The organism is Micromonospora sp. M42 (assembly GCF_000568915.1).
Lineage (GTDB): Bacteria > Actinomycetota > Actinomycetes > Mycobacteriales > Micromonosporaceae > Micromonospora > Micromonospora chalcea.
The window spans coordinates 224,218-248,546 of record NZ_KK037233.1 but is presented as its reverse complement, the minus strand read 5'-3'; the positions used below and the strand labels follow the sequence as shown (position 1 = coordinate 248,546).

The 24,329-nt window shown below is 73.9% G+C and carries 16 protein-coding genes and 1 pseudogene; 9 read left to right on the top strand and 8 right to left on the bottom strand.

Going from position 1 to position 24,329, the window contains the following annotated elements; translation table 11 throughout:
- Window positions 1-2: 2 nt before the first annotated feature.
- From MCBG_RS00780 to MCBG_RS00770, 3 genes are read left to right on the top strand one after another with little or no spacing between them, the layout of a single operon-like run.
- Entirely contained in the window at window positions 3-812 is an 810-nt protein-coding gene (locus tag MCBG_RS00780) for an arylamine N-acetyltransferase family protein (protein WP_051610887.1), read from the top strand.
- 3 nt (window positions 813-815) lie between these two features.
- Window positions 816-1,655 carry an arylamine N-acetyltransferase family protein gene (locus MCBG_RS00775; protein WP_051610885.1) on the top strand — a complete coding sequence of 280 codons (840 nt, stop codon included), beginning with the start codon at window positions 816-818 and terminating at the stop codon, window positions 1,653-1,655.
- Window positions 1,652-2,674: an NADPH:quinone reductase gene (locus MCBG_RS00770; protein WP_205796687.1), complete on the top strand. Its 1,023-nt coding sequence runs from the start codon at window positions 1,652-1,654 to the stop codon at window positions 2,672-2,674. The genes MCBG_RS00775 and MCBG_RS00770 overlap by 4 nt, the downstream gene beginning before the upstream one ends.
- Here the strand turns inward: MCBG_RS00770 and MCBG_RS00765 are convergent.
- On the bottom strand, window positions 2,642-4,291 hold the full coding sequence (locus MCBG_RS00765) for a helix-turn-helix domain-containing protein (RefSeq protein ID WP_140946103.1): 1,650 nt from the start codon (window positions 4,289-4,291) through the stop codon (window positions 2,642-2,644). The two genes, MCBG_RS00770 and MCBG_RS00765, sit on opposite strands and share 33 nt — an antisense overlap.
- A 136-nt stretch (window positions 4,292-4,427) precedes the next feature.
- Here MCBG_RS00765 and MCBG_RS00760 point away from each other — a divergent pair, with 136 nt between their 5' ends.
- The 5 genes and pseudogenes from MCBG_RS00760 to MCBG_RS00735 all read left to right on the top strand — a co-directional run bounded on the left by MCBG_RS00760 (window position 4,428) and on the right by MCBG_RS00735 (window position 11,140).
- The gene (locus MCBG_RS00760; protein WP_043323031.1) at window positions 4,428-4,970 is read left to right on the top strand and encodes an SRPBCC family protein; all 543 of its coding nucleotides are present in this window, start codon (window positions 4,428-4,430) and stop codon (window positions 4,968-4,970) included.
- Window positions 4,971-4,979: 9 nt separating this feature from the next.
- Window positions 4,980-6,068: pseudogene (locus MCBG_RS31420) on the top strand (AMP-binding protein); the annotation flags it as partial.
- 478 nt (window positions 6,069-6,546) lie between these two features.
- The gene (locus tag MCBG_RS00745) at window positions 6,547-7,755 is read left to right on the top strand and encodes an FAD-dependent monooxygenase (RefSeq protein ID WP_043323022.1); all 1,209 of its coding nucleotides are present in this window, start codon (window positions 6,547-6,549) and stop codon (window positions 7,753-7,755) included.
- Window positions 7,752-9,725, top strand: a complete 1,974-nt coding sequence (locus tag MCBG_RS00740) for an FAD/NAD(P)-binding protein (protein WP_043323019.1) — start codon at window positions 7,752-7,754, stop codon at window positions 9,723-9,725. The genes MCBG_RS00745 and MCBG_RS00740 overlap by 4 nt, the downstream gene beginning before the upstream one ends.
- Window positions 9,722-11,140, top strand: a complete 1,419-nt coding sequence (locus tag MCBG_RS00735) for a nitrosuccinate lyase (RefSeq protein ID WP_043323016.1) — start codon at window positions 9,722-9,724, stop codon at window positions 11,138-11,140. Before MCBG_RS00740 ends, MCBG_RS00735 begins: the two co-directional genes overlap by 4 nt.
- Window positions 11,141-11,186: 46 nt before the next feature.
- Here the strand turns inward: MCBG_RS00735 and MCBG_RS00730 are convergent, their stop codons facing one another.
- Entirely contained in the window at window positions 11,187-12,005 is an 819-nt protein-coding gene (locus MCBG_RS00730; protein WP_043323013.1) for a M23 family metallopeptidase, read from the bottom strand.
- 130 nt (window positions 12,006-12,135) lie between these two features.
- On the opposite strand from MCBG_RS00730, the gene mce reads away from it, so the two are divergent.
- Window positions 12,136-12,606 carry a methylmalonyl-CoA epimerase gene (gene mce / locus MCBG_RS00725; protein WP_043323011.1) on the top strand — a complete coding sequence of 157 codons (471 nt, stop codon included), beginning with the start codon at window positions 12,136-12,138 and terminating at the stop codon, window positions 12,604-12,606.
- A gap of 76 nt (window positions 12,607-12,682) precedes the next feature.
- Here mce and MCBG_RS00720 read toward each other — a convergent pair whose 3' ends face one another.
- The 6 genes from MCBG_RS00720 to MCBG_RS30995 form a co-directional block, all read right to left on the bottom strand.
- The gene (locus MCBG_RS00720) at window positions 12,683-14,998 is read right to left on the bottom strand and encodes an MMPL family transporter (RefSeq protein WP_051610882.1); all 2,316 of its coding nucleotides are present in this window, start codon (window positions 14,996-14,998) and stop codon (window positions 12,683-12,685) included.
- 127 nt (window positions 14,999-15,125) lie between these two features.
- On the bottom strand, window positions 15,126-16,115 hold the full coding sequence (locus MCBG_RS00715) for a TauD/TfdA family dioxygenase (RefSeq protein WP_082930898.1): 990 nt from the start codon (window positions 16,113-16,115) through the stop codon (window positions 15,126-15,128).
- Window positions 16,116-16,198: 83 nt separating this feature from the next.
- Window positions 16,199-19,066, bottom strand: coding sequence for a non-ribosomal peptide synthetase family protein (locus MCBG_RS31000; protein WP_051610877.1), 2,868 nt, complete (start codon window positions 19,064-19,066; stop codon window positions 16,199-16,201).
- Window positions 19,063-19,926 (bottom strand): thioesterase II family protein, encoded by an 864-nt coding sequence (locus MCBG_RS00705; RefSeq protein WP_084789382.1) that lies wholly within the window; start codon window positions 19,924-19,926, stop codon window positions 19,063-19,065. Before MCBG_RS00705 ends, MCBG_RS31000 begins: the two co-directional genes overlap by 4 nt.
- Window positions 19,880-21,592, bottom strand: coding sequence for a cyclic peptide export ABC transporter (locus tag MCBG_RS00700; RefSeq protein WP_043323008.1), 1,713 nt, complete (start codon window positions 21,590-21,592; stop codon window positions 19,880-19,882). The genes MCBG_RS00705 and MCBG_RS00700 overlap by 47 nt, the downstream gene beginning before the upstream one ends.
- The coding region (locus tag MCBG_RS30995; RefSeq protein WP_198033254.1) for a condensation domain-containing protein at window positions 21,589-24,329 on the bottom strand (2,741 nt) is incomplete at its 5' end. The genes MCBG_RS00700 and MCBG_RS30995, both read right to left, overlap by 4 nt.

Below are 24,329 nucleotides of genomic sequence, written 5' to 3'. Positions count from 1 at the left end.
ACATGCTCGACGACACGCTTGTCGACGCGTACCTGAACCGCATCGGTGTGGCCCGGCCGGAGCGGCTCGACGCCGAGGCGCTGCGGCTGCTGCACGCGCAGCACGAGCTGACGGTGCCGTTCGAGACCATCGACTACCACCTCGGCAAGGAGATCTTCATCGACGAGCGGGTGGTCGAGAAGATCGTGTACCAGAACCGCGGCGGCGGCTGCGGTGAGATCAACAACGCGTTCCACTACCTGCTGGAGGCGCTGGGCTTCGACGTCACGCTGCACCAGGGCCGGGTCTGGCTCGGGCACGAGTTCACGCCGCCGTACAACCACTCGGTGACCACGGTGCGCATCGGCGAGCAGCGGTGGCTGAGCGACGTCGGCCTGGGTCGCAGCAGCCGCTACCCGCTGCTGCTGGAGTCGCCGCAGCCGCAGGAGGACCCGCACGGCACCTTCTCCACCAAGCGGGTCGCCGACAACGCCACCGACGTCTTCCGGGCCGACGCGCTGCAGTACCGCTTCTACGACGAGCCGGTCGTGGCGGCCGACGGCATGCAGGTGCTGTGGTGGTACCGCACCTCACCGGACTCGCCGTTCCTGCAGAACCTGTCCTGCACGCTGCCGACCGAGAACGGGCGCATCATCCTGCGGGAGAACAAGCTCGTCGTGATCGACGGCGACGAGCGGCGCATCGAACGGATCACCAACGACGACGACCTGCTGGCGGCGTACGACAAGTACTTCGGCATCAAGCTGGACGCGCCGCCGAAGCCGAGTCCGCACGTCAAGAAGTCGATGCGCATGTCGTACGAGCGGGACTGAGCCGTGCTGACCGACGAGCAGGTGCGGGGCTACCTGGACCGGATCGGCGCCGCCCGCCCCGCGCGGCCGGACCTGGCGGCGCTGCGCGACCTGCAGGAGCGCCACACGTTCACGGTGCCGTTCGAGAACCTGGACTACCACCTGGGCCACGAGATCTACATGGACGAGCGGGTGCTGGACAAGGTGATCCGCCAGCGCCGCGGCGGCGGCTGCTTCGAGATCAACACCTCGCTGTTCTTCCTGTTGCGGGCGCTGGGTTTCGCGGTGACGCTGCATCAGGGGCGGGTTTGGCTCTCCGGGCGGTTCAACGGCCCGCACAATCATCTGATGCTGACCGTGGACCTGCCCGAGACCGGCTCCCGCTGGCTGGTCGACGTCGGCTTCGGCAAGAACAGCCGGTTCCCGTTCCGGCTCGACGCGGCCGAGCCGTACGTGGACCCGCACGGCCGGTTCGCCACCCGGCGGGTCGAGCCGGGGGTCGTCGACGTGTACCGCAACGACGCGCTGCAGTACCGGTTCTACGACGAGCCGGCCGACCTGGCCGACTTCCGGCAGAACCTGTGGTGGTACCGCACCTGCCCGGACTCGCCGTTCCTGCGGAACATGTTCTGCACGCTGCCCACCGCCGACGGCCGGGTCACGCTCCAGGGTGACGTGCTGACGGTCATCGCCGGCGACCGCCGGAGCGTCGAGACGCTCACCGACGACGACGCGCTGCTGGAGGCGTACCGGCGGTGGTTCGGGATCGTCCTGGACAAGCCGCCGACGCCGAGCCCGTACGCGGACCAGTCGTCGCGCATGGCGTTCTTCCAGAACGACGACGGCGGGCCGGCCCGCCGATGACGACAGTGCGGGCCGCCTACGTCGACCGGCTGGGCCCGGCCACCGAGATCCGGTACGGCGAGTTGCCCGCGCCCCGGCCGGGCCCCACCGACGTGCTGGTCGACACGCTCGCCACCACCGTCAACCACGTCGACACGTTCGTGCGGGCCGGCACGTACCGTACGCCGGTCCCGCTGCCGTTCGTGGTGGGCCGGGACGTGGTGGGCGTGGTCGCGCACGCCGGTGACGGCGTGGCCGGCTTCCGCCCCGGCGACCGGGTCTGGTGCAACAGCCTGGGCCACGGCGGACGTCAGGGCGCGGCCGCCGAGCAGGTGGTGGTGCCCGCGGACCGGCTGTACCCGCTACCGGCGGCGGCCTCGGTGGAGGCCGTCACCGTGCTGCACCCGGCCGCCACCGCCTACCTGGCGCTGGCGGTGCACGGCCGCCTGCGCCCCGGTGAGACCGTGGTGGTGGGCGGAGGCGGCGGCAACGTCGGCTCCGCGTTGATCACGACGGCGACGGCGCTCGGCGCGCGCGTGGTCGCCACCGCGGCGCCCCGGGACGAGGCGTTCTGCCGGGCCGCCGGCGCCGTCGAGGTGGTCGACTACGCCGCGCCCGACCTCGGTGACCGGCTCGCCGCGTCCTGCCCGGAGGGCGTCCACGTCTACCTGGACACCTCCGGCACCAACGACCTGGACCTGGCGGTCGGGCAACTCGCCGTACGGGGGCGGATCGTGCTGCTCGCGGGCGCGCGGACCCGGCCCGCGCTGCCCGCCGGTGAGCTGTACACGAACGACAGGTCGATAGTCGGTTTCGTCATCTCGCTCGCCACGACCGCGGAACTGGCGGAGGCGGCCGGTTTCATCAACCGGCTGCTCGCGGCCGGCCGGCTGCGCCCGCGCGAGGTGGTGCGCCTTCCGCTGTCCGCGATGCGGGAGGCGCACCGGATGGTGGAGGACGGCGAGATGCGCGGACGGCGGGCCCTGGTCGTCCCGGACGGCGCGGCGTCACAGCTCGGTGAGCAGGCGGTGCAGGCGTAGCGCGAGCTGGATCTCCAGCGCCCGTGCCGGGAGTTGCCAGGTCGGGCCGAGCAGGCGCTTCACCCGGTCCAGCCGCCGGGTGACCGTGTTCGGGTGCATGTGCAGCAGCTCGGCCGCGTTGGTCGGGCTGCGGCCGGCCTCGAAGTACGCGTCGAGCGTGCGGGCGAGGTCGCCGTCGCGGTGCCGGTCGTAGTCGAGCACCGGCTGGAGGGTGGCGTCGATGAACTGGTCGATGCCCTCCCGGCCGGCCAGCAGCATCGGCAGGAAACCCAGCTCCCGTACCGACACGCCGCGACCGGCCAGCTCCATTGAGATCATGACGTCGAGGCAGCGCAGCGCCTGCCGGTAGCGCACCGCCACCCGCTCCGGCCCGGAACCGCTGTCGGACGCCGCGGCCGTCACCGGGCGGCCGAAGAGCGCGCCCGACTCCTCCGCGGCCGTCCGGGCGATCTCGGCCGGGTCGGCCTCCCCCGGCAGCAGCAGCACGATGTCGTCGTCGTGCAGCGCGGACAGACCGTCACCCCGGGCGGCGAACGCCGCGCTCCACATCGACGCCCAGTGCGGGCTGACGCCGTCCGGGCGCAACACCACCACGACGTACGGCCGGTCCAGCCGCACGCCCAGCCGCCGGGCCCGTTCGACAAGCGTGCCGGTGGGCTGCGGCGTGGTGATCAGCTCGTTGAGCAGGGCACGGCGGGCCTGGCTCTCCCGGCTGTCGTCGAGCTGGCGCAGGATCACCGCCGCCGCCTGGGCGATCAGGAGCAGGAGCTGCCCGTCCGGGTCGGCGAGCGGGCTGTCCATCTCCAGCAGCAGGTCTCCCATCCGCCGGTCGCCGGCCAGCACCGGGACGACCATGCGGCGGCCGTCCGGCACGCCCGGCTCCGGTCCGGCGGCGGACCGGCTCGCGGCGACCACCAGACCGTCGTCGGTGCACAGCCGCACCGACGCGCCGAGACGCCGGTCGGCCTCCACCACGAAGGCGCGCGCGTCGCCGCGGGCCACGGCCAGGTCGATGAAGCCGTAGTGCGCGGAGCGCAGCGCCCGCATCCGGTCCAGGTCGGCGGCGGTACGGGCGGACTGCTGCTCCAGCCCGTAGAGCCGGGCGATCGCGACGTCCAGCAGTTGCGTCTTCTCCATCGCCGCGCCCGCGAGCCGGGCGAACGAGGTCAACTGGACTCGCTCCCCCTCGGTGACCGTCCGGGGGCGCCGGTCGGCGAGGTACAGCGCGGCGACGGACCGGCGGGGGGCGTATCCGCGCAGGTGGCCCAGACGTACCGCGACCACCGCGTGCAGTGCCCCGTCGCCGTCCGATCCGGACACCGGCGCGGCGGCGGGGCCGGAGTCCGCGCACCACAGCGGCGATCCGTCCAGCAGCGCCGGGCCGGAGGGATGGTGACCGGGCAGGTCCAGCCGGCCGTCCTCGTGGGGGCCGTCCGCCGCCCGTACCGAGATCGTCGGTCCGTCCTCGGACACGACGGCGACGAAGGCGGCCGGCGCGTCGAGCAGCCGCCGGCCCTGCCGGGCGATGTCCCGCAGCAGACCGCCTTCGTCGTGCGGCACCCCGGCCTCGTCGGCGGAGCCGGGCACGGCGGTGCCTTCTTCCGTGCTCCCCCCCATGACTCTTCCCGTGTCCTTAGTCGCGTCGCGGATCTGCGCCGGATTATAGGCGTCCCGGCCACGAAAGACGTCGAACCTGATGAATCAGAGTCGAACACTTTGACCCTTCGGGAAGCCGATAACGACGATTCTCCGCATGGCCGAAACCGATACCACCACGCCACTGTTCGAATCGCAGGCGGAAATCGTCGTCGGCGCCACTCCGGACGAGGTCTACGCGCTCGTCAGTGACCTTCCCCGGTGCCGGGAGTGGAGCACCGAGTGCACCGGAGGCGAGTGGATCAGCGGCCGTCCCGGCGCCGCCGGGGCGGTGTTCCGCGGCCACAACGTCCGTGGCGAGGACGTCGTCGCCTGGGCGCCGGTCGTCCGCGGCGTCTGGACCACGGAGTCGCAGGTGCACACCGCGATCCCCGGCGTCGAGTTCAGCTGGGCCATGCGGGACAGCCGGGGGCGCGCCCAGAGCAGCGTGTGGGCCTTCCGGATGAGCCCCGAGGGTGCCGGCTGCCGCCTGACGCACCACTTCCGGATGGACGAGCCCACCGAGGGCATCCGCAAGATCACCCGAGACATGGACGACGACGAGCGCCGGCGTTTCGTCACCGAATGGGGCGCCAAGGTCGGCGCCGATCTGCACGAGACGCTGCGCCGACTCAAGTCGATCATCGAGACCGAACGGTAGGAGCCGGACATGTTGCTGCAGACGATCGCCAATCGCGGCATCCGACTGGGCACACTCTTCGACCGGGCCGCGGCCCGGCACCCGGACAACAGCATCACCCTCGACCACGACCTCGACGTGGCGCCGGAACTCGGCCGGCGGCTCACCGTCGGCGCGGTCGCCGGCCTGGTCGCCGACCTGGCCGCCCGCCTGCACGCCGCCGGCGTACGACCGGGCGACCGCGTGGTGGTCCACAAGTCGCACAACTTCGACATCACGCTGAGCGCGTGCGCGCTGGCCCGGATCGGGGCCGTGCCGGTGCTGCTCTCCCCCCACCTCGACGCCACCACGGTGCTGCACCTGATCCGCCGGGCCGGCCGGCCGTACCTGCTGACCGACCGCGCCACCCTCGACGGGGAACTGGCGGACACCGTGTTCCCGGCGGTCGCCGGGGTGCTGCTCGCCTCCGGAGACCATCCGTCGGCCACGTCGCTGCGCGCCCTGACCGGTGTGCCGAGCGTCCCGCCGATCGTCATGTCCCCCGACCACCCCACCCTGGTCACCCACACCTCCGGCACCACCGGGCTGCCGAAGCTGGCCGTGCACACCGGACGGACGCTGCAGGCGCGCTACCGCCCGCAGGCGTCGGTCGCCGCGCTGGTGCGCCGCCGCTGCCCGGTCGCCATCCACGTCTCGTTCGTGCACTCGCGCCTGTTCACCGCGCTCGCGATCACGATGCTGCGCGGCTTCCCGCTGCTGGTGCTCGCCGACAACGACCCGGACCAGGCCACCGACCTGTTCCTCACCCATCGTCCGGGCGTGCTGGAGACCCACCCCAACTCGTTCCTGCGGTGGGAGCGGCTGGCCGACGACCCGCGCGCGCCGCTGGCCACCGTGCGCTACTTCAGCAGCACCTTCGACGCCATCCACCCGCGCACGGTCCGGCGCATGCTCGGGGCCTCCGCGCATCCCAAGCCGGTGTTCGGCCAGCTGTACGGGCAGAGCGAGGTCGGCCCGGTCGCGGCCCGCGCGTTCACCCGCCGCCGGCCCGAGGACGCCGACGGGCGCTGCGTCGGCATGCCGTTCCCCGGCATGACCGACATCCGGGTGGTCAGCCGCAACGGACGCCCGCCCAGCCGCGACAACCCCGGCTACATCGAGGTACGCACCGACGGGCGCATCGTCACCTACCTCGGCGAGCAGCAGCGGTACGAGGGTCAGCGCCACGGATCGTGGTGGCGGATGGGCGACCTGGGCTACCGCACCCGGTTGGGCTGCCTGCACCTGCTCGACCGCGAGGTCGACGAGATCGACGGGTTCGGCAGCACGCTGGCGGTCGAGGACACGCTCTTCACCCGGCTGGACGAACTCGTCGAGGTGATCATCCTGCCGGCGCCGGACGGGCCGCCCGTGCCGGTGATCTGCACCAGCGAGGACCTGCCGATCGACATCGACCGCTGGGCCGGCGCGGTCGCCACGCTGCCGCCGATGGCCCGCCCGGTGCAGCGGCGCCTGGGGATCTCCCGCAGACCGCCACCACCAAGATCAAACGGTTGGAGCTGGCCCGGCAGCTGCTCGACCGGGACAGCGCGGCCGGATGAGCACCCGGACGCCCGTGCGCGTGGTCGTGGCCGGGGGCGGCATCGGCGGGCTCGCCACGGCGCTGGCGGTCGCGGCGCACGGCCATCACGTGACGGTCCTGGAACGCCAGCCCGAGTTCACCGAGCTGGGCGCGGGCATCCAGCTCGCCCCCAACGGCCTGTACGCGCTGGACGCGCTCGGTGTGGGACCGCAGGTGCGGGCCACCGCGGTCGCCATGGCGGAACTGCGGTTCATGGACGGCGTGACCGGCGCCCACGTCACCAGCATGCCGTTGACCGAGCGGTACCAGCGCCGGTTCGGCAGCCCGTACGTGGTGGTGCACCGCGCCGAGTTGCACCGCCGGCTGCTCGACGCCGCCCGGCGGCTGCCCCGGATCACGCTGCGCCCGGCCGCCTCGGTGGCCGGCTACGACCAGAACGCGGCCGAGGCCACCGTGCGCCTGGACTCCGGCGAACGGATCCCCGCCGACATGGTGGTCGGCGCCGACGGCATCCACTCCCGCATCCGCCGCCAGCTCGTCGGCGACGGCGAGCCGCGCAACTCCGGCATCACCGCGTACCGCGCCATAGTCCCCATGTCCCAGGTGCCGGCCCGGGTACGCCGGGACGCGGTCACCTGGTGGGCCGGACCGGACTGCCACTTCGTGCACTACCCGATCAGCGGCGGGGCGTACCTGAACATGGCCGCCAGTCACGCCGACGGCGCGCCCACGCTGTTCGCCGGCCGGCCCACCGACGGCGCACTGGTCCGGGCCGCGATGTCGCGCCTCGGCGCGGTCGGTGACCTGCTGCGCCTCAGCGACGAGTGGCGGGCCTGGGTGCTCGTCGACCGGCCGCCCGTCGACGACTGGGCCGACGGCCGGGTCGCCCTGCTCGGCGACGCCGCGCACCCCATGCTGCACTACGCCGCGCAGGGGGCCTGCCAGGCGCTGGAGGACGCGGTGGTGCTCGGCGACCTGCTCGGCGACGGCGCCGAGCCGGTGCCCGAGGTGCTCCGCCGCTACGTCGCGCAACGGCGGGAGCGGACCGCCGCGGTGCAGGCCGTCTCCCGCGACAGCATCCGGCTCTGGCACGCCGCCGGGGACGCGGCGACGGCCCGCAACCGGGCGCTCGCCGCGATGACGCCGCAGGAGCTGCACACGGCGGTGGCCTGGATGCACGCCGCCCGGGTGCGCGGCGAGCGCCCGAGCGAGGCCGTGCGATGACAGGCCCGCGGCATCTGCGGATCTGCATCGTCGGCGCGGGCCCGCGCGGACTGTCCGTCCTGGAGCGGCTCTGCGCCCAGGAACGGCACGACCGGGCCTGCGCCAGCCTCACCGTGCACGTGGTGGACCCCGCCGCGCCCGGCGCCGGCGCGGTGTGGCGCACCGACCAGTCCCGGCTGCTGCTGACGAACACCGTCGCCTCACAGATCACCGTCTACACCGATCCGAGCTGCCGGCTGGCCGGGCCGATCGAGCCCGGGCCGAGCCTGTACGAGTGGGCCCGGAGCGTGGCGTCGGCGGGCCCGTGGGGCGCGCTCGACCCCGACGTGCTCGACGAGGCGCGCACGCTCGGCCCCGACGACTATCCGACCCGGGCGTTCTACGGCCACTACCTGCGGGCCAGCTTCCGCCGGATCGTGCGCCGCGCGCCGCCGCACGTCTCGATCCGGTGCCACCGCTCCCGCGCGGTGGCCAGCGCCGACACGTCGGGCGTGCCGGGCGGTCCGCAGGGCGTCCGGCTGGCCGACGGCACCCGGCTGCACCACCTGGACGCCGTGGTGCTGGCCCTGGGACACGCCGCCGCCCGGCTGGATCCCCGGCAGGCACGCACGGCGAGCCTGTCCCGGGTACACGGACTCACCTATCTCCCCCAGGCCAACCCCGCCGACGTCGACCTCAGCCACATCCCGGCGGGCGCGCCGGTGCTGCTGCGCGGGCTGGGCCTGACGTTCTTCGACCACCTGATCCTGCTCACCGTCGGCCGCGGCGGCAGCTTCACCGAGGAGGGCGGACGGCTGCGGTACCGGCCCAGCGGCGCCGAACCGAGGTTGTCCGCCAGTTCCCGCCGGGGCATCCCGGCGCACGCCCGGGGCGACAACCAGAAGGGTGTGACCGGCCGGCACCTGCCCCGGCTGCTGACCGCGCAGGCCGTGGCGCGGCTGCGCGCCCGCCGCGCCCGCGGCGAGTCGATCCGGTTCCGCCGCGACGTGTGGCCGCTGATCGCCGCCGAGGTGGAGAGCGTCTACTACGCGACGCTGCTGCGCCGCACCGGGCACGCCGGCCTGGCCGAGAGTTTCACGCTGCGCTACCTCGCGACCCCCGCCGAGCGGCGGCCGGCGCTGCTCGACGAGTACCCGATACCGCCGGCGCGGCGCTGGGACTGGGACCGGCTGGCCCACCCGTACCGCGGGCGCGAGTTCCGCGACCGGGACGACTTCCGCGCCTGGGCGCTGGACCACCTGGCCCGGGACGTTGCGCACGCGCGGGCCGGCAACGTCGACGGGCCGCTCAAGGCAGCGCTGGACGTCCTGCGTGACCTGCGCAACGAGATCCGCCTGGCGGTCGATCACGGCGGGATCGACGGCGACTCGTACCGCGACGAGCTGACCGGCTGGTTCACCCCGTTCAACGCGTTCCTCTCGATCGGCCCGCCGGCCCGGCGCATCGAGGAGACGATCGCGTTGATCGAAGCCGGTGTGCTGGAACTGACCGGGCCGGACACCCAGATCGTCATCGACACCGAGACACCCGCGTTCGAAGCGACGTCCCGGACCGTGCCCGGTCCCCCGGTCCGCGCCGGCGTCCTCATCGAGGCGCGGCTGCCGGAACCCGACCTGCGCGGCACCGCCGACCCGTTGCTGCGCCACATGCTCGACACCGAACAGTGCCGGCCGTACCGGATCCCCTACGACGGCGGCACGTACGAGACAGGAGGACTCGCCGTGACCGAACGTCCCTACCGGGTCGTCGACGCCCAGGATCAGCCACACCCCCGCCGGTTCGCGTTCGGTGTGCCCACCGAGTCGGTGCACTGGGTGACAGCGGCCGGCATCCGGCCGGGCAACGACTCGGTGATCCTGGCCGACGCCGACGCGATCGCCGCCGAGGTGCGCTCGCTCGCGCCGGCCGGACATGCGGTGGCCGACCGCGCGGCCACCGGGGCGGCCCGCTTCCCCGGGGTGATCGTGTGATCGACACGCTGGAGGTGGCGGTGGACAGCGGCCTGCTCTCACCGGTGCGCGCCGGCACGAGCATCGAGCCGGTGGTCGGCGACCGGGCCTGGTTGCAGGCCATGCTGGACGCCGAGGCGGCGCTCGCCCGGGCCCAGGCGCGGCTGGGCACGCTGCCCGTCCAGGCCGCCGCGGTGATCACCCGGACCGCCCGGGCCGAGCTGTTCGACCTGCGGGGCGTCGCGATGGCGTCCCGGGACACCGCGAACCCGGTGGTGGCGCTTGTGGCCCAGTTGACCCGCGCGGTCGCCGAGCTGGACCCGGCCTCCGCCGAGTACGTCCACCGTGGCTCCACCAGCCAGGACATCCTGGACACCGCGGCGATGACAGTAGCGCACCGGGCGCTCACCGTCATCGACGACCACCTCGCCGCCGCCGTCGACGCACTCGCCGGGCTGGCGCTGACCCACCGCGACCTGCCGATGGCCGGGCGGACGCTGGCCCTGCACGCCGCCCCCACCACGTTCGGGCTGAAGGCGGCCGGCTGGCACCAGTTGCTGTGCGACGCCCGGGTGCGGCTGTGCCGGGTACGCGACCAGGGCCTGCCGGTGTCGCTCGGCGGCGCGGCCGGCACGCTGGCCGGCTATCTGGAGTACGCGGCGCTGGACGGCGCGGCCGAGCCGGACCCCGGCTACGTGGACCGCCTCGTGGCGGCGTTCGCCGAGGAGACCGGCCTGAGCCGGCCTGCGTTGCCCTGGCACACGCTGCGTACGCCGCTGGCCGACCTCGCCGCGGTGCTCGCGTTCGTGACGGGCGCGCTCGGCAAGATCGCCGTCGACGTGCTCTCGCTGGCGCGCAGCGAGGTGGGCGAGGTGGCCGAGCCGGCGGCCAGCGGGCGCGGCGCCTCCTCCGCGATGCCGCACAAGCGGAACCCGGTCCTCGCCACGCTGATCCGCAGCGCCGCGCTCCAGGTGCCGCCGCTGGCGGCCGGGCTCACCCAGGCGCTGCTCAGCGAGGACGAGCGGTCCGCCGGCGTGTGGCACGCCGAGTGGCTGCTGCTGCGCGAGTGCCTGCGGCTCACCGGCGGCGCCGCGGAGGCGGCCGTGACACTGACGCGGGGGCTCGTGGTGCGCCCGGAGCGGATGGCGGCCAACCTGGCGCTGACCCGGGGCCAGCTCACCTCCGAACGGGTCGCCGCCCGGCTCACCCCCGTCGTCGGCCGGGACCGGATCAAGGAGGTGCTGACCCGGGCCGCCGCGGAGGCCGACGCGACCGATCGCGCACTGTACGACGTCCTGGCGGAGACGCCGGAGCTGCGGGGCCGCTACACCGCCGAGGAACTGGCCCGGATCGGTGATCCGGCCGGCTACCTCGGCGCGGCGGGCACGCTCGTGGACGGCGCGGTCGTCGCCCGGGCGGAGCCGGCCCGGCGCTGACCGCTGGTCCCCGCGCGCACGAGCCGCGGTCGGACGCGGGATCGGGTCAGCCGATGCCGTCGACCGCGGCCCGCAGCGCGCTGATCGACGGATCCCAGGTGAAGTTCAGGACGGGGATGCCGGAGGCGGCGGCGTTGCTGTCGCCGCCGAGGACCACCGCCCGCGGTTTGCCGGTGCCCTGGGGGACCACGAGATACCAGTTGCCCTTCACGTTCGCGATGAACACGTCGTCTGCCTCCTGGTCGGGCGGGTTCGGGTTGGTGACGTCTCCGGCCCAGCTCTCGAAATCGACTGTCGCGCGGAAATCCGTCGGACTGGTGGTGTTCAGCCAGAGGCTGGTGTGCACGTGCGGCCCGACGCCGGACTCGCTGCCGTTGGCCGAGGCGCCGGAGTACGCGATGGTCTGGCCACGCGACACACGTTGACCGGGTGAGACGGCGACCGCCGACAGGTGCAGGTGCCGGGTGTAGTTGCCGTCGTCGTGGGCCATCCCCACGACCCGCCCGGTGGCCGTGGACGTGTCGGCCTTCACGAACCGGATCGTGCCGTTCGCCGCCGCCATGACCGGGGTGCCGGCGCCGACCGCGTAGTCGGTGCCCGGCTCGGCCGAGGGCGGCGTCCGGTTCCGGTGGTCCTGCCAGGAGCTGGAGATGCGGACACGTCCGCACGGCCGCTGGTAGCCGCCGGCGGCCCGGGCGGAGCCGGGCAGCAGGGCGAAGGCGGCCGACACCCCGGACGCGGCCAGCGCGGCGCCGGTGAGGAGCCCGCGTCTGGACAGTCCGCGCAGGTAGGCAATGCCGCCGAGGTCCTCGGGCGGCGGAGCGCCGTGGCCGACGTCCCGGGACGACCCGTCACTGAGGATCATCGATGTAAGGTACGGCCGGTTCGGACGCGGGGCAAGCGCCTCGCCCGGACGCCACGCACGCCCTCGCCGGTCGTCATTCCGTCGATGGACGCCTATTCGAAGAACCCGTTTCCGGCACTAGGCTGACGACATGTCTGACGAGCTTTCACCTTCGGCGCAGCAGTCTGCGCTGTCCGGAATCGGCCTGCGCGGCATCGACCACATCGGCCTGGCGGTGAATGATCTGGACGAGGCGATCGAGCGGTACGAGACCGTCTTCGGCATGCGGTGCGTGCACGTGGAGGAGAACGCCGAGCAGGGAGTCCGGGAGGCGATGATGTCGATCGGCCCCGACCCCGCCCATGGCCGGCTGCAGTTGCTCGCCCCGCTGACCCCGACCTCGCCGATCGCCCGCTTCCTCAGCCAGTCCGGCCCGGGCGTGCAGCAGATCGCCTGGACCGTCGACGACGTCGAGAAGACCTCCGCCGAGCTGCGTGAGCGCGGCGTACGGCTGCTCTACGAGCAGCCCAAGCGCGGCACGGCCGGCTCCCGGATCAACTTCGTCCACCCGCGTGACGCGGGCGGAATCCTGGTCGAGCTGGTCGAGCCGGCCGCCGCCTGAGCGGGCCGCCCGGCCGCCCCGAACGGCCGGTCCCGCCGGATCGTGCCGGTCCGGCGGGACCTCGACGGCGCCGCGGTCAGTGCCGGGTGCGTGGCAGGATCCGGTCCAGCCAGCCGGGCAGCCACCAGTTTCCGCGACCGATGAGCCGCATCAGGGACGGGACCAGCAGCAGCCGGACGATCGTCGCGTCGATCAGCACGGCCAGGGCCAGCATGAAGCCCATCTGCTTGATCTCGAGGATGCGGGTGAACATGAACGACGCGAAGACCACGACCATGATCGCCGCGGCGGCGGTGATCACCTTCGCGGTGCGGGTCAGTCCGAGCTGGACGGCGGCGGCGTTGTCGCCGGTACGGTCCCACTCCTCGCGCATCCGGGAGAGCATGAACACCTGGTAGTCCATGGAGAGCCCGAAGACCAGGGCGAACGCGAACAGCGGCAGGATCACCTGGATGAACCCGGTCCGCTCGACGCCGAGGAGGTCGGCGCCGTGCCCCTCCTGGAAGACCAGCACCGCCGCGCCGAAGGCCGCGCCCGAGGTGAGCAGGTTCATGAAGATCGCCTCGAACGGCAGAACCAGCGAGCGGAAGGCGATCAACAGCAGCAGCCAGCTCGCCGCCAGCACGGCGCCGATGACCAGCGGCATGGCCCGGGAGCTCTCGTCGGTGATGTCCACGATCTCGGCGGGGCCACCGCCGACGTGAGCGGTCAGCCCGGTGCCGGCGAACGCGCCACCGGCCTGAGTGCGCAGCTCGCGTACCAGATCGGCCGTCTCGTCGGTGTCCGCGCCGTGCCGTGGACGGACGGTGACCACAGTGGTGTCCCCGTCACGGCTCACCAGCTCGGCCAGGGCCGGGCCGGCGGCGCGCGTCGCGGCTTCGAGGTGGGCTGTGGTGTGCCCCTTGGCCTGGGCGTCGAGCACCCGGGTGACGCTCACGACGTCAGCGGCCTCCCGGTTGCCGGCGGCCTGGTCGCTGAACCGGGCGACGGCGTCGAGCTGCGCGTCGGTGAACCGGTCGCCGCCGGCCGAGACGACAACTGTGATCGGGGCGAGCACGCCGGGCGCGTACGCCTCGGAGACGATGCCGTACCCCTTGCCCGGCGGCGACTCGGCCACCGCGCCGGCGCCGAGGTCGACGCCGTACTGGAGGTGGAAGACCGGGATGGACAGGGCGCCGAGCAGGACGGTGCCGAGCGCGGCCACGAGCAGCGGACGGCGCATGACCACGGCGATGGCCTTGGCCCAGCCGGAGTGCTCCGGGTCCGGGTGGGCCAGCGACCGGCGGGCCCAGGGCAGCGCGAAGCGGTTGATGCGGGGGCCCAGAAGACCGAGCAGGGCGGGCAGCAGGGTGACCGCGATGAGCATCATGACCAGCACGGCGACTGTCATGCCGACGGCCATCGAATAGACCTTCGCGGAGCGGACCAGCCAGAGCCCGGCCAGCGAGACGACGACGGTGATGCCGGAGAACAGGACGGCCTGCCCGGCGGTGGCGACGGTGCGCCCGATCGCCCGGGCCCGTTCCGGACGGCCGCTGTCACCTGCTTTCGCCAGTTCCTCGCGGAACCGGGTGACGATGAACAGCGTGTAGTCGATGCCGAGCGCGATGCCGACCATGCTGACAGCGGTCTGCACGAACACGTCGAAGGTGGTGAAGTGGGTGGCGATGCCGAGCGCGCCGAACGCGGCGAGCACGGCGACGACACCGAGCAGGAGCGGGATGGCGGCCGCCACGAGCGACCCGAACGCGAGCAGCAGGACGATGGCGGCGGCCGGGAAGCCGATCGTCTCGGCCATGGACAGGTCCTCGTTGCCCTGCTCGACGGCGGCCGCGGCGAGCGGCGAGACGCCGGTGAAGTACGCCTCCACCTGGCCGGTGCCGAGCCCTTCGGCGATCTCGCCGAGCGGCCCGGCCTGCTCCTGGAGTTTCTTGTCGTCGCCGTCGAGACTGACCGGCACGAGCGCGGTCTTCCCGCCGGGGGCGATGAGCCGGTCCGGCGCGTCGTACGGGCTGACCACGGTGCGCACGTCCGGGGCCTGGCGGTAGCGCTCGACAGCGGTGCGGACGACCTCGCGGAACGCCGGGTCCTGCGCGTCGATCGAGGTCGAGTGCAGGACCACGAAGTCGGTCTCGCTCGGCGTGTCGGGGAACTCGGTGCTGATCAGCTGGGCGGCCTTCTCCGAGTCGGAGCCGATCACGGAGTTGGTGTTGCCGGTCAGGTGCGAGGTGAAGTAGCCGGCCGAGACGGCCGCGCCGGCGAGCAGCACCAGCCAGACCAGGATGACCTTCACTGGATTGAGCGCCGCCCAGACGGCCCAGCGGTAGAGGAAGCCTTCCTCCAGCGGCCGGTGTTCGCCACCTCGGCGGGTGCGCGACAGCGTGTCGGTCATCGAATCCCTTTCGCGGTTGGCACTGATGTCCGCCGGCCACTGCGGTACGGCTGCCGGCGCCCCCTTCCGGCGCCGGTCAGCCTACCGTCCACTAGAGGCCGTTTTGTGGACCTTGTGAACGTCGAAATCAGTTGAGTACGGCGCCGGCGTCGTCCCGGAACTCCCGGCTCCGCCGGTTGTCCAGGTGCACGTAGACCCGGTGCAGCCAACGGTCCCGCCCGTCGAAGCGGGGAGTGAACTCGGACCGGCCGTGCAGCACCAGCCGGTTGTCGATGAGCGCCATCATCCCGGTCTGCAGCACCAGCGGCGTGGAGACGTCGGTGAGGATCCGCTTCAACCGCGCCATCACCTCGCCGGCCTCCTCGTCCAGCGCGGTGGTCGCGTTCAGGTCGAGGCAGATGTTCGAGTCCTCCACGCTGCCGGTGAGCACCGCGTGCGGCGTGGTGCGGTCACCCTGGCGGAACGAGGGCGGCGGCGCGGTGACGAACCGGGGCTCGCGCAGCACCTTCCGGTCGGTCTCCTCGATCAGCGGCAGGGCCTGCCGGATGCAGGTGACCAGCGTGCCGGCCCGCTTGGCGTGATCGTTGCGCAGGCACAGCAGGCCGACGTAGTCGGGGCGTTCCCGGTGGAACGCGTTCTCCACATGAAACTCCAGCGGCACCGACCCGGCGTTGCTCTGGGAGTCCTCCAGGCCACGCACCGGGACGACGTTCTGCACCAGGGCGCCGCTCTTCTCGCTGCGGTAGGCGATCACCTCGCCGAGGTGCAGGCCGACGAGCATGGCCAGGACGGCCGGCACGGTGGTCGCCCGTTCCACCGACTCCCGGACGGTCGGAGTGCTCGGCAGGTCGCGCTCGTCCACCGGAAGGCCGGCGAGCACGAGTGAGCCGGTGGCCCCGGCGTCGCTGCGGAAGTCGCGCAGCGTCTCCATCAGCCGCAGCGGCATCCGGCAGCTCGCCTGCCGGGCCTGCGTCACCCAGGACAGGTCGTCCAGCAGGCGCGGCGACGCGGCGACGAGTTCCTCGGCCAGTGCCCGCAGGGCGGTCCGTTCGTCGTCGGCGAGGTCCAGCCTCAGTCCCTGCGCGCCGCGCGTCGACCGGTCAGATGTCGTGGTCATGGATTCGTCCTCTCGTACGGCGTGCGCGATCGTCCCGGCGCACGGGGGCCGGTGTCGGCACGGAGGGGATTCGTGGGAGCGGATCAGAGGGCGGGCAACGCGCGGCTGTCCACCTTCCCGTTGGTGGTGAGCGGAATGTGGTCGATGGCGACGACGTCCGCCGGGATCATGTAGTCGGGCAGGTCGACGGCGAGGTGGGCGCGCAACGCGGCGGCGTCCACCGCCGCGCCGGCGGTGAGCACCACGTACGCCGCCAGGCGCTTCTCGCCGGGGCTGGGCTCGCGGGCGAGCACCACGGCGTCACGGACGCCCGGATGGGCGGCGAGCCGGGCCTGGATCTCGCCCAGTTCCACCCGGTAGCCCCGGATCTTGACCTGGTTGTCGATGCGGCCGAGGAACTCCAGCGTGCCGTCGGGCAGCCAGCGGGCCAGGTCGCCGCTGCGGTAGAGGCGGCTGCCCGGCGGGCCGTACGGGTCGGGCCGGAACCGGTCCGCGGTCAGGTCCGGGCGGCCCAGGTAGCCGCGCGCCACCCCGACGCCGCCGATCCAGACCTCGCCGGGCACGCCGACCGGCACCGGGTCGAGCCGCTCGGTCAGCACGTACATGGTGGTGTTGACGATCGGCACTCCGAGCGGCACCAGCTCGGTGGCCGGCGGCTCGCTGATCGGCTGCCCCGAGTTGCCGATGGTGATCTCGGTGGGGCCGTACTCGGTGGCGACCTTCGTGCCGTCCGGCCCGGCCAGATCCAGCCAGCGCTCGGCCAGCGCCGCGGTGAACGAGTCCCCGGCCGCGATGACCATGCCGGCCAGGTCCCGCGCCTGCTCCCCGGTGAGCTGCCAGGTGAGCAGGTCCAGGTGGCCCGGGGTCATCTTGATGAAGCTGTACGGCGCGCCCGTGAGCAGGTGCGCCCCGAGGTCGGCGGTGTCCAGCGGCTCGGGCAGCAGGTGCGCCGGCTCCCCGGTGATCAGCGGGGTGAAGATGTTCGGGATGCCCAGGTCGAACGAGATCGAGGAGAAGACCGGGGCGCCGCCGGGGCCGTGCGCGGCGTACGCGCCGACGGTCCAGAGCAGATAGTTGGCCAGGCCGGCGTGCGGCACCAGCACGCCCTTGGGCCGCCCGGTGGAGCCGGAGGTGAAGATGACGTAGGCGAGCTGGGCCGGGTCGATCGGCACGGTCGCCGGGGTGTCGGGCCGGGCCGCGACGGCCGCCGCGTCCGCGTCGACCAGGACCAGGACGCCGTCGTACAGGCCGGTGAGGGTGGCCTGCTCGACGGTGGAGGTGACCACCACCGGGCTGCCGGCCGCCTCGATCATGTAGCGCAGCCGTTCCGCCGGCAGCTGCGGATCCAGCGGCAGGTAGCCGGCCCCGGACTGCCAGACCGCGATCAGGGCGGGGATGAGGTCGGGTGTGCGGCCCAGGCACACGCCGACCAGGGTGTCCCGGCCGGCGCCGAGGTCGAGCAGGTGGTGGGTGAGCCGGTTGGCCCGCCGCATCAGCTCCCGGTACGTGAGCCGCGTGTCGCCGACCCGGACGGCGATCCGGTCCGGAGTGGCGTCGGCCTGGGCCCGGATCAGGTCGACCACGGTCACGTCGCCCCGGGGCGCCGTCTCCGCGACGGCCCAGTCGCGCAGCACCGCGTCGCGCTCGTCCGCCGGCAGGTAGGTGCGCCCGGCGTCACCGTCGGGGTCGGCGGCCATCGCCACCAGCACCTCCCGGTAGAGCGCGGCGAGCCGGCGGGCGTACCCGGGGTCGACTGTCTCCCCGGCGACGCGCAGGCGCAGGCGGTCCGGCCCGGCGGTGACCCGCAGGCCGTACCCGTCCCGGTCGGCCGGCAGGCCGGGCAGCGGCTCACCGGGCAGGCCGGCGGCCGGGTCCCACTCGAAGAGGGCGTGCTGCCCCTGCCCCGGCCTGCCGGTGACCGGGCGGTACGCGAGCCGGTGGGTCCACGCGTCGCGCTCGTGGGCGGCCACGTCGCGCACCAGCGCCCGCCAGGTCGCCGCGCGGGCGGCCGTCGGCACGGGCCGCACCACGCGGTGCAGCAGTCGCTCGCAGTCCGGGCGCGCGGCGCCGCCGTGCGGGGTGAGGGTGGCGTCGGTGTGCCCGGCCGGTTCGGCGCCGAGCATGCCGAGCACGGTCTGGTGGGCGGCGAACAGCACAGTGGACAGCGGCGCCCCGGCGGCGTCGGCGAGCACGGCCAGCCCGGCGGACATCCCGGCCAGGTCGACGGTGAGGTCGGTGCTCCCGGCCGCGCCGCCCCAGCCGCCGGGCAGGGCGCAGGAGCCGCCGGCCAGCGCCCGGGTCCAGTACTCCTCGCCTTCGAAGTCGGCGGCGGCGTCGAGCGCGTCCGCGACGCAGGGCGCGTGCCGGGTGGCGGTGACCGGCGCCGCGGCGTAATAGGCGCGCAGCAGCTCGGCGAGGATGCCCGCCGGGTCGGCCACGCAGCTCAGCGCCCGGGGCGCGGCGACCAGCAGCGTCCAGCTCTGTTCGGTCTCCAGGATCACGGTCAGCCGCAGCGCCCCGGCGGCGGCCGGGTCGAACGGCGTGGCCCGTTCGGTCTCCAGCAGCGCGGCGAGCATCGTGTCGCGCTTGTCCGCGTCGACGCTGCGGTGGTCGTGCCGGGCCAGCGGGACCGCGGCGTCCGGATGCGCCAGGTACAGCGGCTCGGTGCCGCCGGACGGGTCGGTCGAGCAACGGAGCAGTTCGTGCGCGCGCACCACCGCCTCGACCGCCGAGGCGAAACGCTCCGGCGCGAACGGGGCCGGGTCCTCGATCCGCCGGCCGTCCAGGTCGACCTCGGTGAACGCCGACGCCTGCGCGACCAGGTCGGCCGGTACGTCGGGCAGCGGATAGGCGTCGCTGACGCCGGCCGGGACGATCGCCCGGTCCCGGGGACTGAGCAGCGTGAACGGCTCGATGTCGGCCGCGTCCACCGCCGGGTCGAGGGGGGTCATGTCTCGTCTCCTGGGTTCCGGTCCACCGGCGGCCCGCTCCGGGCGGGTGCGGCGGCGGCTGTGGTCGGGGGCGGTCGGTGGTGGTACCGGTCGGCGGCGCCGGACACCCACGGCGGCGGTACGACGGCGGCGAGATCCCGCGCCACCGTCGCCACCACCTCGGCCCGCGCGCCGTGGAGGAAGAAGTGGTTGCCGGGGAACAGGCACAGCCGCGACCGGGCCGAGGTGTGCCGCCGCCACCCGTCGAGCGCCCTCGGCGGCACGATCCGGTCCCCCCGGCCGCCCAGCACCGTCAGTGGCGTCGCCAGCGGCGGCTCGGGGCGGTGCTCGTACGTCTCCAGCACCGAGAAGTCGGCCCGCAGTACGGGCAGCATCAGCCGCATCAGGTCGGCGTTGTCGAGCACCTCCGGCGGGGTGCCGCCCAGCTTCGCCAGGTGCGCGCGGATCTCGTCGTCGGCGGCGCAGTGCAGCAGCGGCCGCGACGACGGGGAGTCCGGCGACGCGGCGGCGGAGACGAACACGTGCTCCGGCTGGCGCACCGGGCGGCGGCGCAGCACCCGGGCCAGCTCGAAGGCGAGCAGGCCACCCATGCTGTGCCCGAACAGCGCGTACGGCCGGTCCAGCGCGCCGGTCAGCGCGTCGGCGAGGGACCGGATCAGCGGGGTGAGGCGCAGGAAGGGCGCCTCCTGCAGCCGGGTGCCCCGGCCGGGCAGCTCCAACGCCACCACCTGGACTCCGGGTGGCGCGGCGCGCTGCCAGCCCCGGAACGCCGCCGCGCCGCCACCTGCGTACGGCAGGCAGAACAGGCGGACGTCAGCGTCCGGATTCCACACCTGACCGCCCAGCCACCGACTGTCCACGGGGAACCTCCTCCTCCCTGATCTGGCCGTAGTCGAGCCGGACGAGCCGGTCGGCGGCGTCGAAGTAGCGGTCGTCGTGGCTGATCACCACGACGGCCTTGTCCCGGTCCCGCAGCTCCGGCAGCAGTTCCCGGTAGAAGAAGTCCTTGAAGACCGGGTCCTGGTCGGCCGCCCACTCGTCGAACAGGCAGAAGGGGCGGTCCTCCAGGTACGTCACCAGCAACGCCAGCCGTTTGCGCTGCCCGAGCGAGAGCGCCGTGGTGGAGAAGCGGTCCCCGTCGACGCGTACCTTGTGGTCCAGTTGCAGGCGCTCCAGGTACCGCTGCGCCTTGGCGGCCTGCTCCCCCGCCGGCAGCCCGAGCAGGCTGTCGAAGAGGTGGAAGTCGGAGAACACGGCGGAGAACAGGTTGCGGTAGTCCTCCCGGTTGGCCGCGGTGACCTGGGTGCCGTCCACCTGGATCGCGCCGCTCTCCGGCTCGTACAGGCTGGTGAGCACCTTCGCCAGGGTGGTCTTGCCGCTGCCGTTGGCGCCGACGACGAAGAGGATCTCGCCGCGCCGGAACTCGAAGTCCAGCGGGCCGAGCACGAACTGCTCGCCCTTCGGTCCGGGGTAGACGTGGCTGACTCCGCGGAAGGCGATGCTTCGCCACCCGGCGAAGACGTTGCCCGCCCGGCCCGCGGCGGCCGGGACCCTGCTGTTCGGCACGGCGGGCGCCCGCCCCGCGCCCGGCCCGCCGAGACCCGCGTCGAGCTCCGCGAGCCGCTCCTTGATCTTCCCCAGGGCCACCGACGCCCGGCCCAGCGCGGGGAACCAGACGAGGACGCCCTGAAGGCTGGAGACGGCGAAGAGCAGGATCAGCACGCACGACGTGAGCGTCTGGTCGGACAGGGCGAACCAGGCGGGGAAGGCGAACAGCAGCAGGCCGATGAAGGCGAAGAAGACCGCCTGACCGCCACCTGTGGCGCCCTCGTAGACGGAGAGGCCGAAGACGCTGTGCCGGCGGTAGGCGGACGCCGTGGCCGTCAGCTCACCGTCGATCAGCGCGGCCCGCCGCTCCCGGTTGAGCTTCAGCTCCTTGAGCCCTTCGGTGACCGAACGGAAGTGACCGAACAGCGCGTCCTGCTCCCGCCGCGCGGCCTTGAGCGCGCCCAGGCCGGAGGCGGAGACGAGCAGGTAGAGCAGCACGCCCACGACGACCGTGGCGCCGGTGGCGAGCGCCACCGCCGGTGAGACGATCACCAGGTACGCGATGGCCACCAGCACGAACGCCGCGCCCGAGCAGATGCCCGGCAGGCCGGGCAGCGCGTCGGCGATCACCACCACGTCGTCGGCGAGCGCCGAGTAGAGCTGCGCCGTGCCGGTCCGCTCCACGGTCCGCAGCGGGGCGTCCAGGATGCCGTCGATGAGGCGGCGGCGCAGGTGGTAGACGGCGCCCTGGGACAGCCGGTACAGCATGCTCTGGGAGACGAACTTGGTGACCAGCGTGGCCAGGCAGAGCGCCACGTATCCCCAGATCAGCCGCTGCGAGGGCGCGGCGTCGGCGGCCAGCGCCAGGTTGACCATGGCGATGAAGGCGGCGCCGGTGCCGCCGCTGACGATGCCCGCCGCGATGGCCAGCAGGAACGGGCCCCGGCTGTAGCGCAGCAGGTAGGCGAAGAGGCTCATGCGCCCACCTCGTCCAGCCGGGCACGGAGCGTGGTCAGCGGCGCCGCCGGTGAGTCGGCCAGCCGGCCGAGCAGCAGGTCCCAGCGTCGCATCAGCGCCTGGAGCGCCCGGGCGTCGTGGACGTCGGTGGAGAAGATCCAGGTGCCGTGCAGTTCCGCGCCCTGTTCCCGCATGATCAGCGCCAAGTCGACCTCCGCCGGTCTGAGGTTGGTGCCGAGCACCTCGGAGAAGACGTAGTCGTCACCGATTTCCAACGAATCGACCCGCAGCCCGGGCAACGCGAGTTCCGGCACCTCGGCGTTGAGCAGGTTGAACAGGGTCCGGGTCGGGTCAGCGTCCGCGGTGGCCGGCGCCGCCAGCCACGGCGGCACGGCCCGGTTGGCGTACGCGTCGAGCGTCCGGTCCCGGACCTGCCGCACCAGCCCGGCGAACGTCGACGCGGCGGTCAGGTCGGCGCGTACCACGAGCGGGTGCACGAACCAGCCGATCAGGTCGGCCGTCTCGGCCCGGTCCCGGCCCGCCTCCGGGAAGCCCACCGGGATGTCGTCGCGGCCGGAGCAGGCGGCGAGCAGCAGGTGGTACGCGGCCAGCAGCGCCATGAACAGGCTGGCCCCCTCCTGCCGGGCGAGCCCACGCAGCTTCTCCGTGACCGCCGGGTCGACGCGGAACGCGCGGGTGAAGCCGTCGGCGGCGGTCGTCCCGGTGGCCGGTGGCCGCAGCGTCAGTGCCGGTGGCAGGCCGGCGAGGGCGCGCCGCCAGTGGTCCACGTGCGCGTCGAGCGCGCCGCCGGCCAGTTGCCGGCGCTGCCACGCCGCCACGTCGGGGTACTGCACGGCCAGCTCCGGCAGCCGCGGCGCCCGGCCGGCGGCGTGGGCGCCGTAGAACTCGGTCAGGTCGCGCACCAGCACCCCGTAGGACCAGTTGTCGGTGACCAGGTGATGCATGGTGAGCACCAGCGCGTGCCGGTCCTCGCCGAGGCGGGCCAGCAGGCCGCGCACCATCGGCTCCGCGTCGATGCGGAACGGCCGCCGTCCCTGCTCCTCGATCAGCGCGCGCAGTTCGCCCGGGTCGGCGTCGCTGAGGTCCACCGCCGTCAACGGCCAGCCGCCGGCCGGTTCGATCCGCTGCGCCGGCCCGTCCGGGCCGTCCACGATCCGGGTCCGCAGCGCCTCGTGCCGCCCGGCGACGTCGTCCAGGGCGCGGCGCAGCGCCGCCTCGTCCAGCGGTCCGGTCAGCCGCAGCGCGGTCACCACGTTGTGGATCGGGTCGGCCGGGCCGAGCGGGTGGTGCCGGATCAGCCGTTCCTGGCTGAACGACAGCGGCAGGTCGCCGTCGCGGCCGACGCGCGGGATCGGGGCCGGGCCGGTGTCCGCGCCGCTCGCGTGCCGCCGGACCTGCCCGGCCAGCCAGCCGACGGTCGGGTTGCCGAAGAGGTCGCGCAGCGCGAGCCGTACGCCGTACCGGGCGTCGATCTGCGCGGCGAGTTTGGTGGCGAGCAGGGAGTGCCCGCCCAGGGTGAAGAAGTTGTCGTCCCGGCCGACCTCGTCGTTCCCGAGCAGCTCCCGCCAGATGTCGGCGATCGCCGCTTCCACCTCGTCGCGGGGCGCTTCGGCAGCGGCGGCGGGCTCGCCGGCGGGCGGCTGCGGCGCGGGCAGGGCGGACCGGTCGACGGTGCCGGCCGGGGTGCGCGGCAGCTCCGGCAGCGCCACCCAGGCGGCCGGAAGCAGATTCTCCGGCAGCCGCTGCCTCAGGTACGCGGCCAGCTCACCGGTCCCGGCCTGCCCCACGACGTACGCGACCAGCCGGTCGTCGTGCGCCACCACGGCGGCCGCGGTCGCGGCGGGATGCCCGGCCAGGGTCGTCTCGACCAGGTCCAGGTCCACCGGGAAGCCGCGCAGCCGTACCTGGTGGTCGAGGCGGCCCAGGTACTCGATCACGCCGTCGGCGCGCATCCGGGCCCGCTCGCCGGTGCGCAGCAGCCGCGCGCCGCGCGCCGTGCCGAACGGGTCCGGCGCCAGCAGCGCCGCCACACCTCCGGCCGGCGCCGGCAGCGGGGCGCCACCGACGTACAGCTCCCCCGGCACGCCGACCGGCAGTGGCTGACCGGCCCGGTCCAGGACGTGCACCCGGGTGCCCGGCACCGGGCGGCCGACCGGCATCAACTGCCGCTGCCCGCCGTCGGGCGTGGCCGGGTCGGCGGGCCCGCCGTCGGGCGTGGCCGGATCGGCGGGCTCGCCGTCGACGGCGCACAGGTGGGCGGTTACCGGCGCGGCCACGTCCGGCGGCACGAGCACGTGGTGCAGGGCCGCCGGCGACCGCTCCGCGAAGCGCGCCACCAGGTGCCGGGACAGCGGCGCCCCACCGCAGAACACGTGCCGCAGCGCGGCGCATCGCTCCACCCCGCGCTGGTCGAGCAGGTCGGCGAGCAGGTCGGGCCGGAAGCAGGCCACGCTGACCCGCTCCGCCCGGATCAGGCCGACCAGGTGGCGGGCGTCGCGGTCCCCGCCGGGCCGGGCCAGCACCACGGCCGCGCCGCTCAGCAGCGGGGCGTACAGCTCCCAGACCGCCGCCGGGGCGCACAAAGGCGATTGCTGGAGCACCCGGTCGCCGGCGGTCAGCCCGGCCGCCTCGGACAACCAGCGCAGCCGGTCGCGCAGCGCCGCGTGGCTGTGCACCGTGGTGCGCGGCTCCCCGTCGGGCGGACAGGTGACGTAGGCCGGATCGCCGCCGGTGACAG

What these genes read in the sequence shown, in the direction of transcription:
- MCBG_RS00780 (WP_051610887.1), top strand. Translation starts at nt 3, where the DNA reads ATGCTCGACGACACGCTTGTCGACGCGTACCTGAACCGCATCGGTGTG.
- MCBG_RS00770 (WP_205796687.1), top strand. Translation starts at nt 1,652, where the DNA reads ATGACGACAGTGCGGGCCGCCTACGTCGACCGGCTGGGCCCGGCCACC.
- MCBG_RS00765 (WP_140946103.1), bottom strand. Translation starts at nt 4,291, where the DNA reads ATGGGGGGGAGCACGGAAGAAGGCACCGCCGTGCCCGGCTCCGCCGAC.
- MCBG_RS00760 (WP_043323031.1), top strand. Translation starts at nt 4,428, where the DNA reads ATGGCCGAAACCGATACCACCACGCCACTGTTCGAATCGCAGGCGGAA.
- MCBG_RS00745 (WP_043323022.1), top strand. Translation starts at nt 6,547, where the DNA reads ATGAGCACCCGGACGCCCGTGCGCGTGGTCGTGGCCGGGGGCGGCATC.
- MCBG_RS00740 (WP_043323019.1), top strand. Translation starts at nt 7,752, where the DNA reads ATGACAGGCCCGCGGCATCTGCGGATCTGCATCGTCGGCGCGGGCCCG.
- MCBG_RS00730 (WP_043323013.1), bottom strand. Translation starts at nt 12,005, where the DNA reads ATGATCCTCAGTGACGGGTCGTCCCGGGACGTCGGCCACGGCGCTCCG.
- mce (WP_043323011.1), top strand. Translation starts at nt 12,136, where the DNA reads ATGTCTGACGAGCTTTCACCTTCGGCGCAGCAGTCTGCGCTGTCCGGA.
- MCBG_RS00720 (WP_051610882.1), bottom strand. Translation starts at nt 14,998, where the DNA reads ATGACCGACACGCTGTCGCGCACCCGCCGAGGTGGCGAACACCGGCCG.
- MCBG_RS00715 (WP_082930898.1), bottom strand. Translation starts at nt 16,115, where the DNA reads ATGACCACGACATCTGACCGGTCGACGCGCGGCGCGCAGGGACTGAGG.
- MCBG_RS31000 (WP_051610877.1), bottom strand. Translation starts at nt 19,066, where the DNA reads ATGACCCCCCTCGACCCGGCGGTGGACGCGGCCGACATCGAGCCGTTC.
- MCBG_RS00700 (WP_043323008.1), bottom strand. Translation starts at nt 21,592, where the DNA reads ATGAGCCTCTTCGCCTACCTGCTGCGCTACAGCCGGGGCCCGTTCCTG.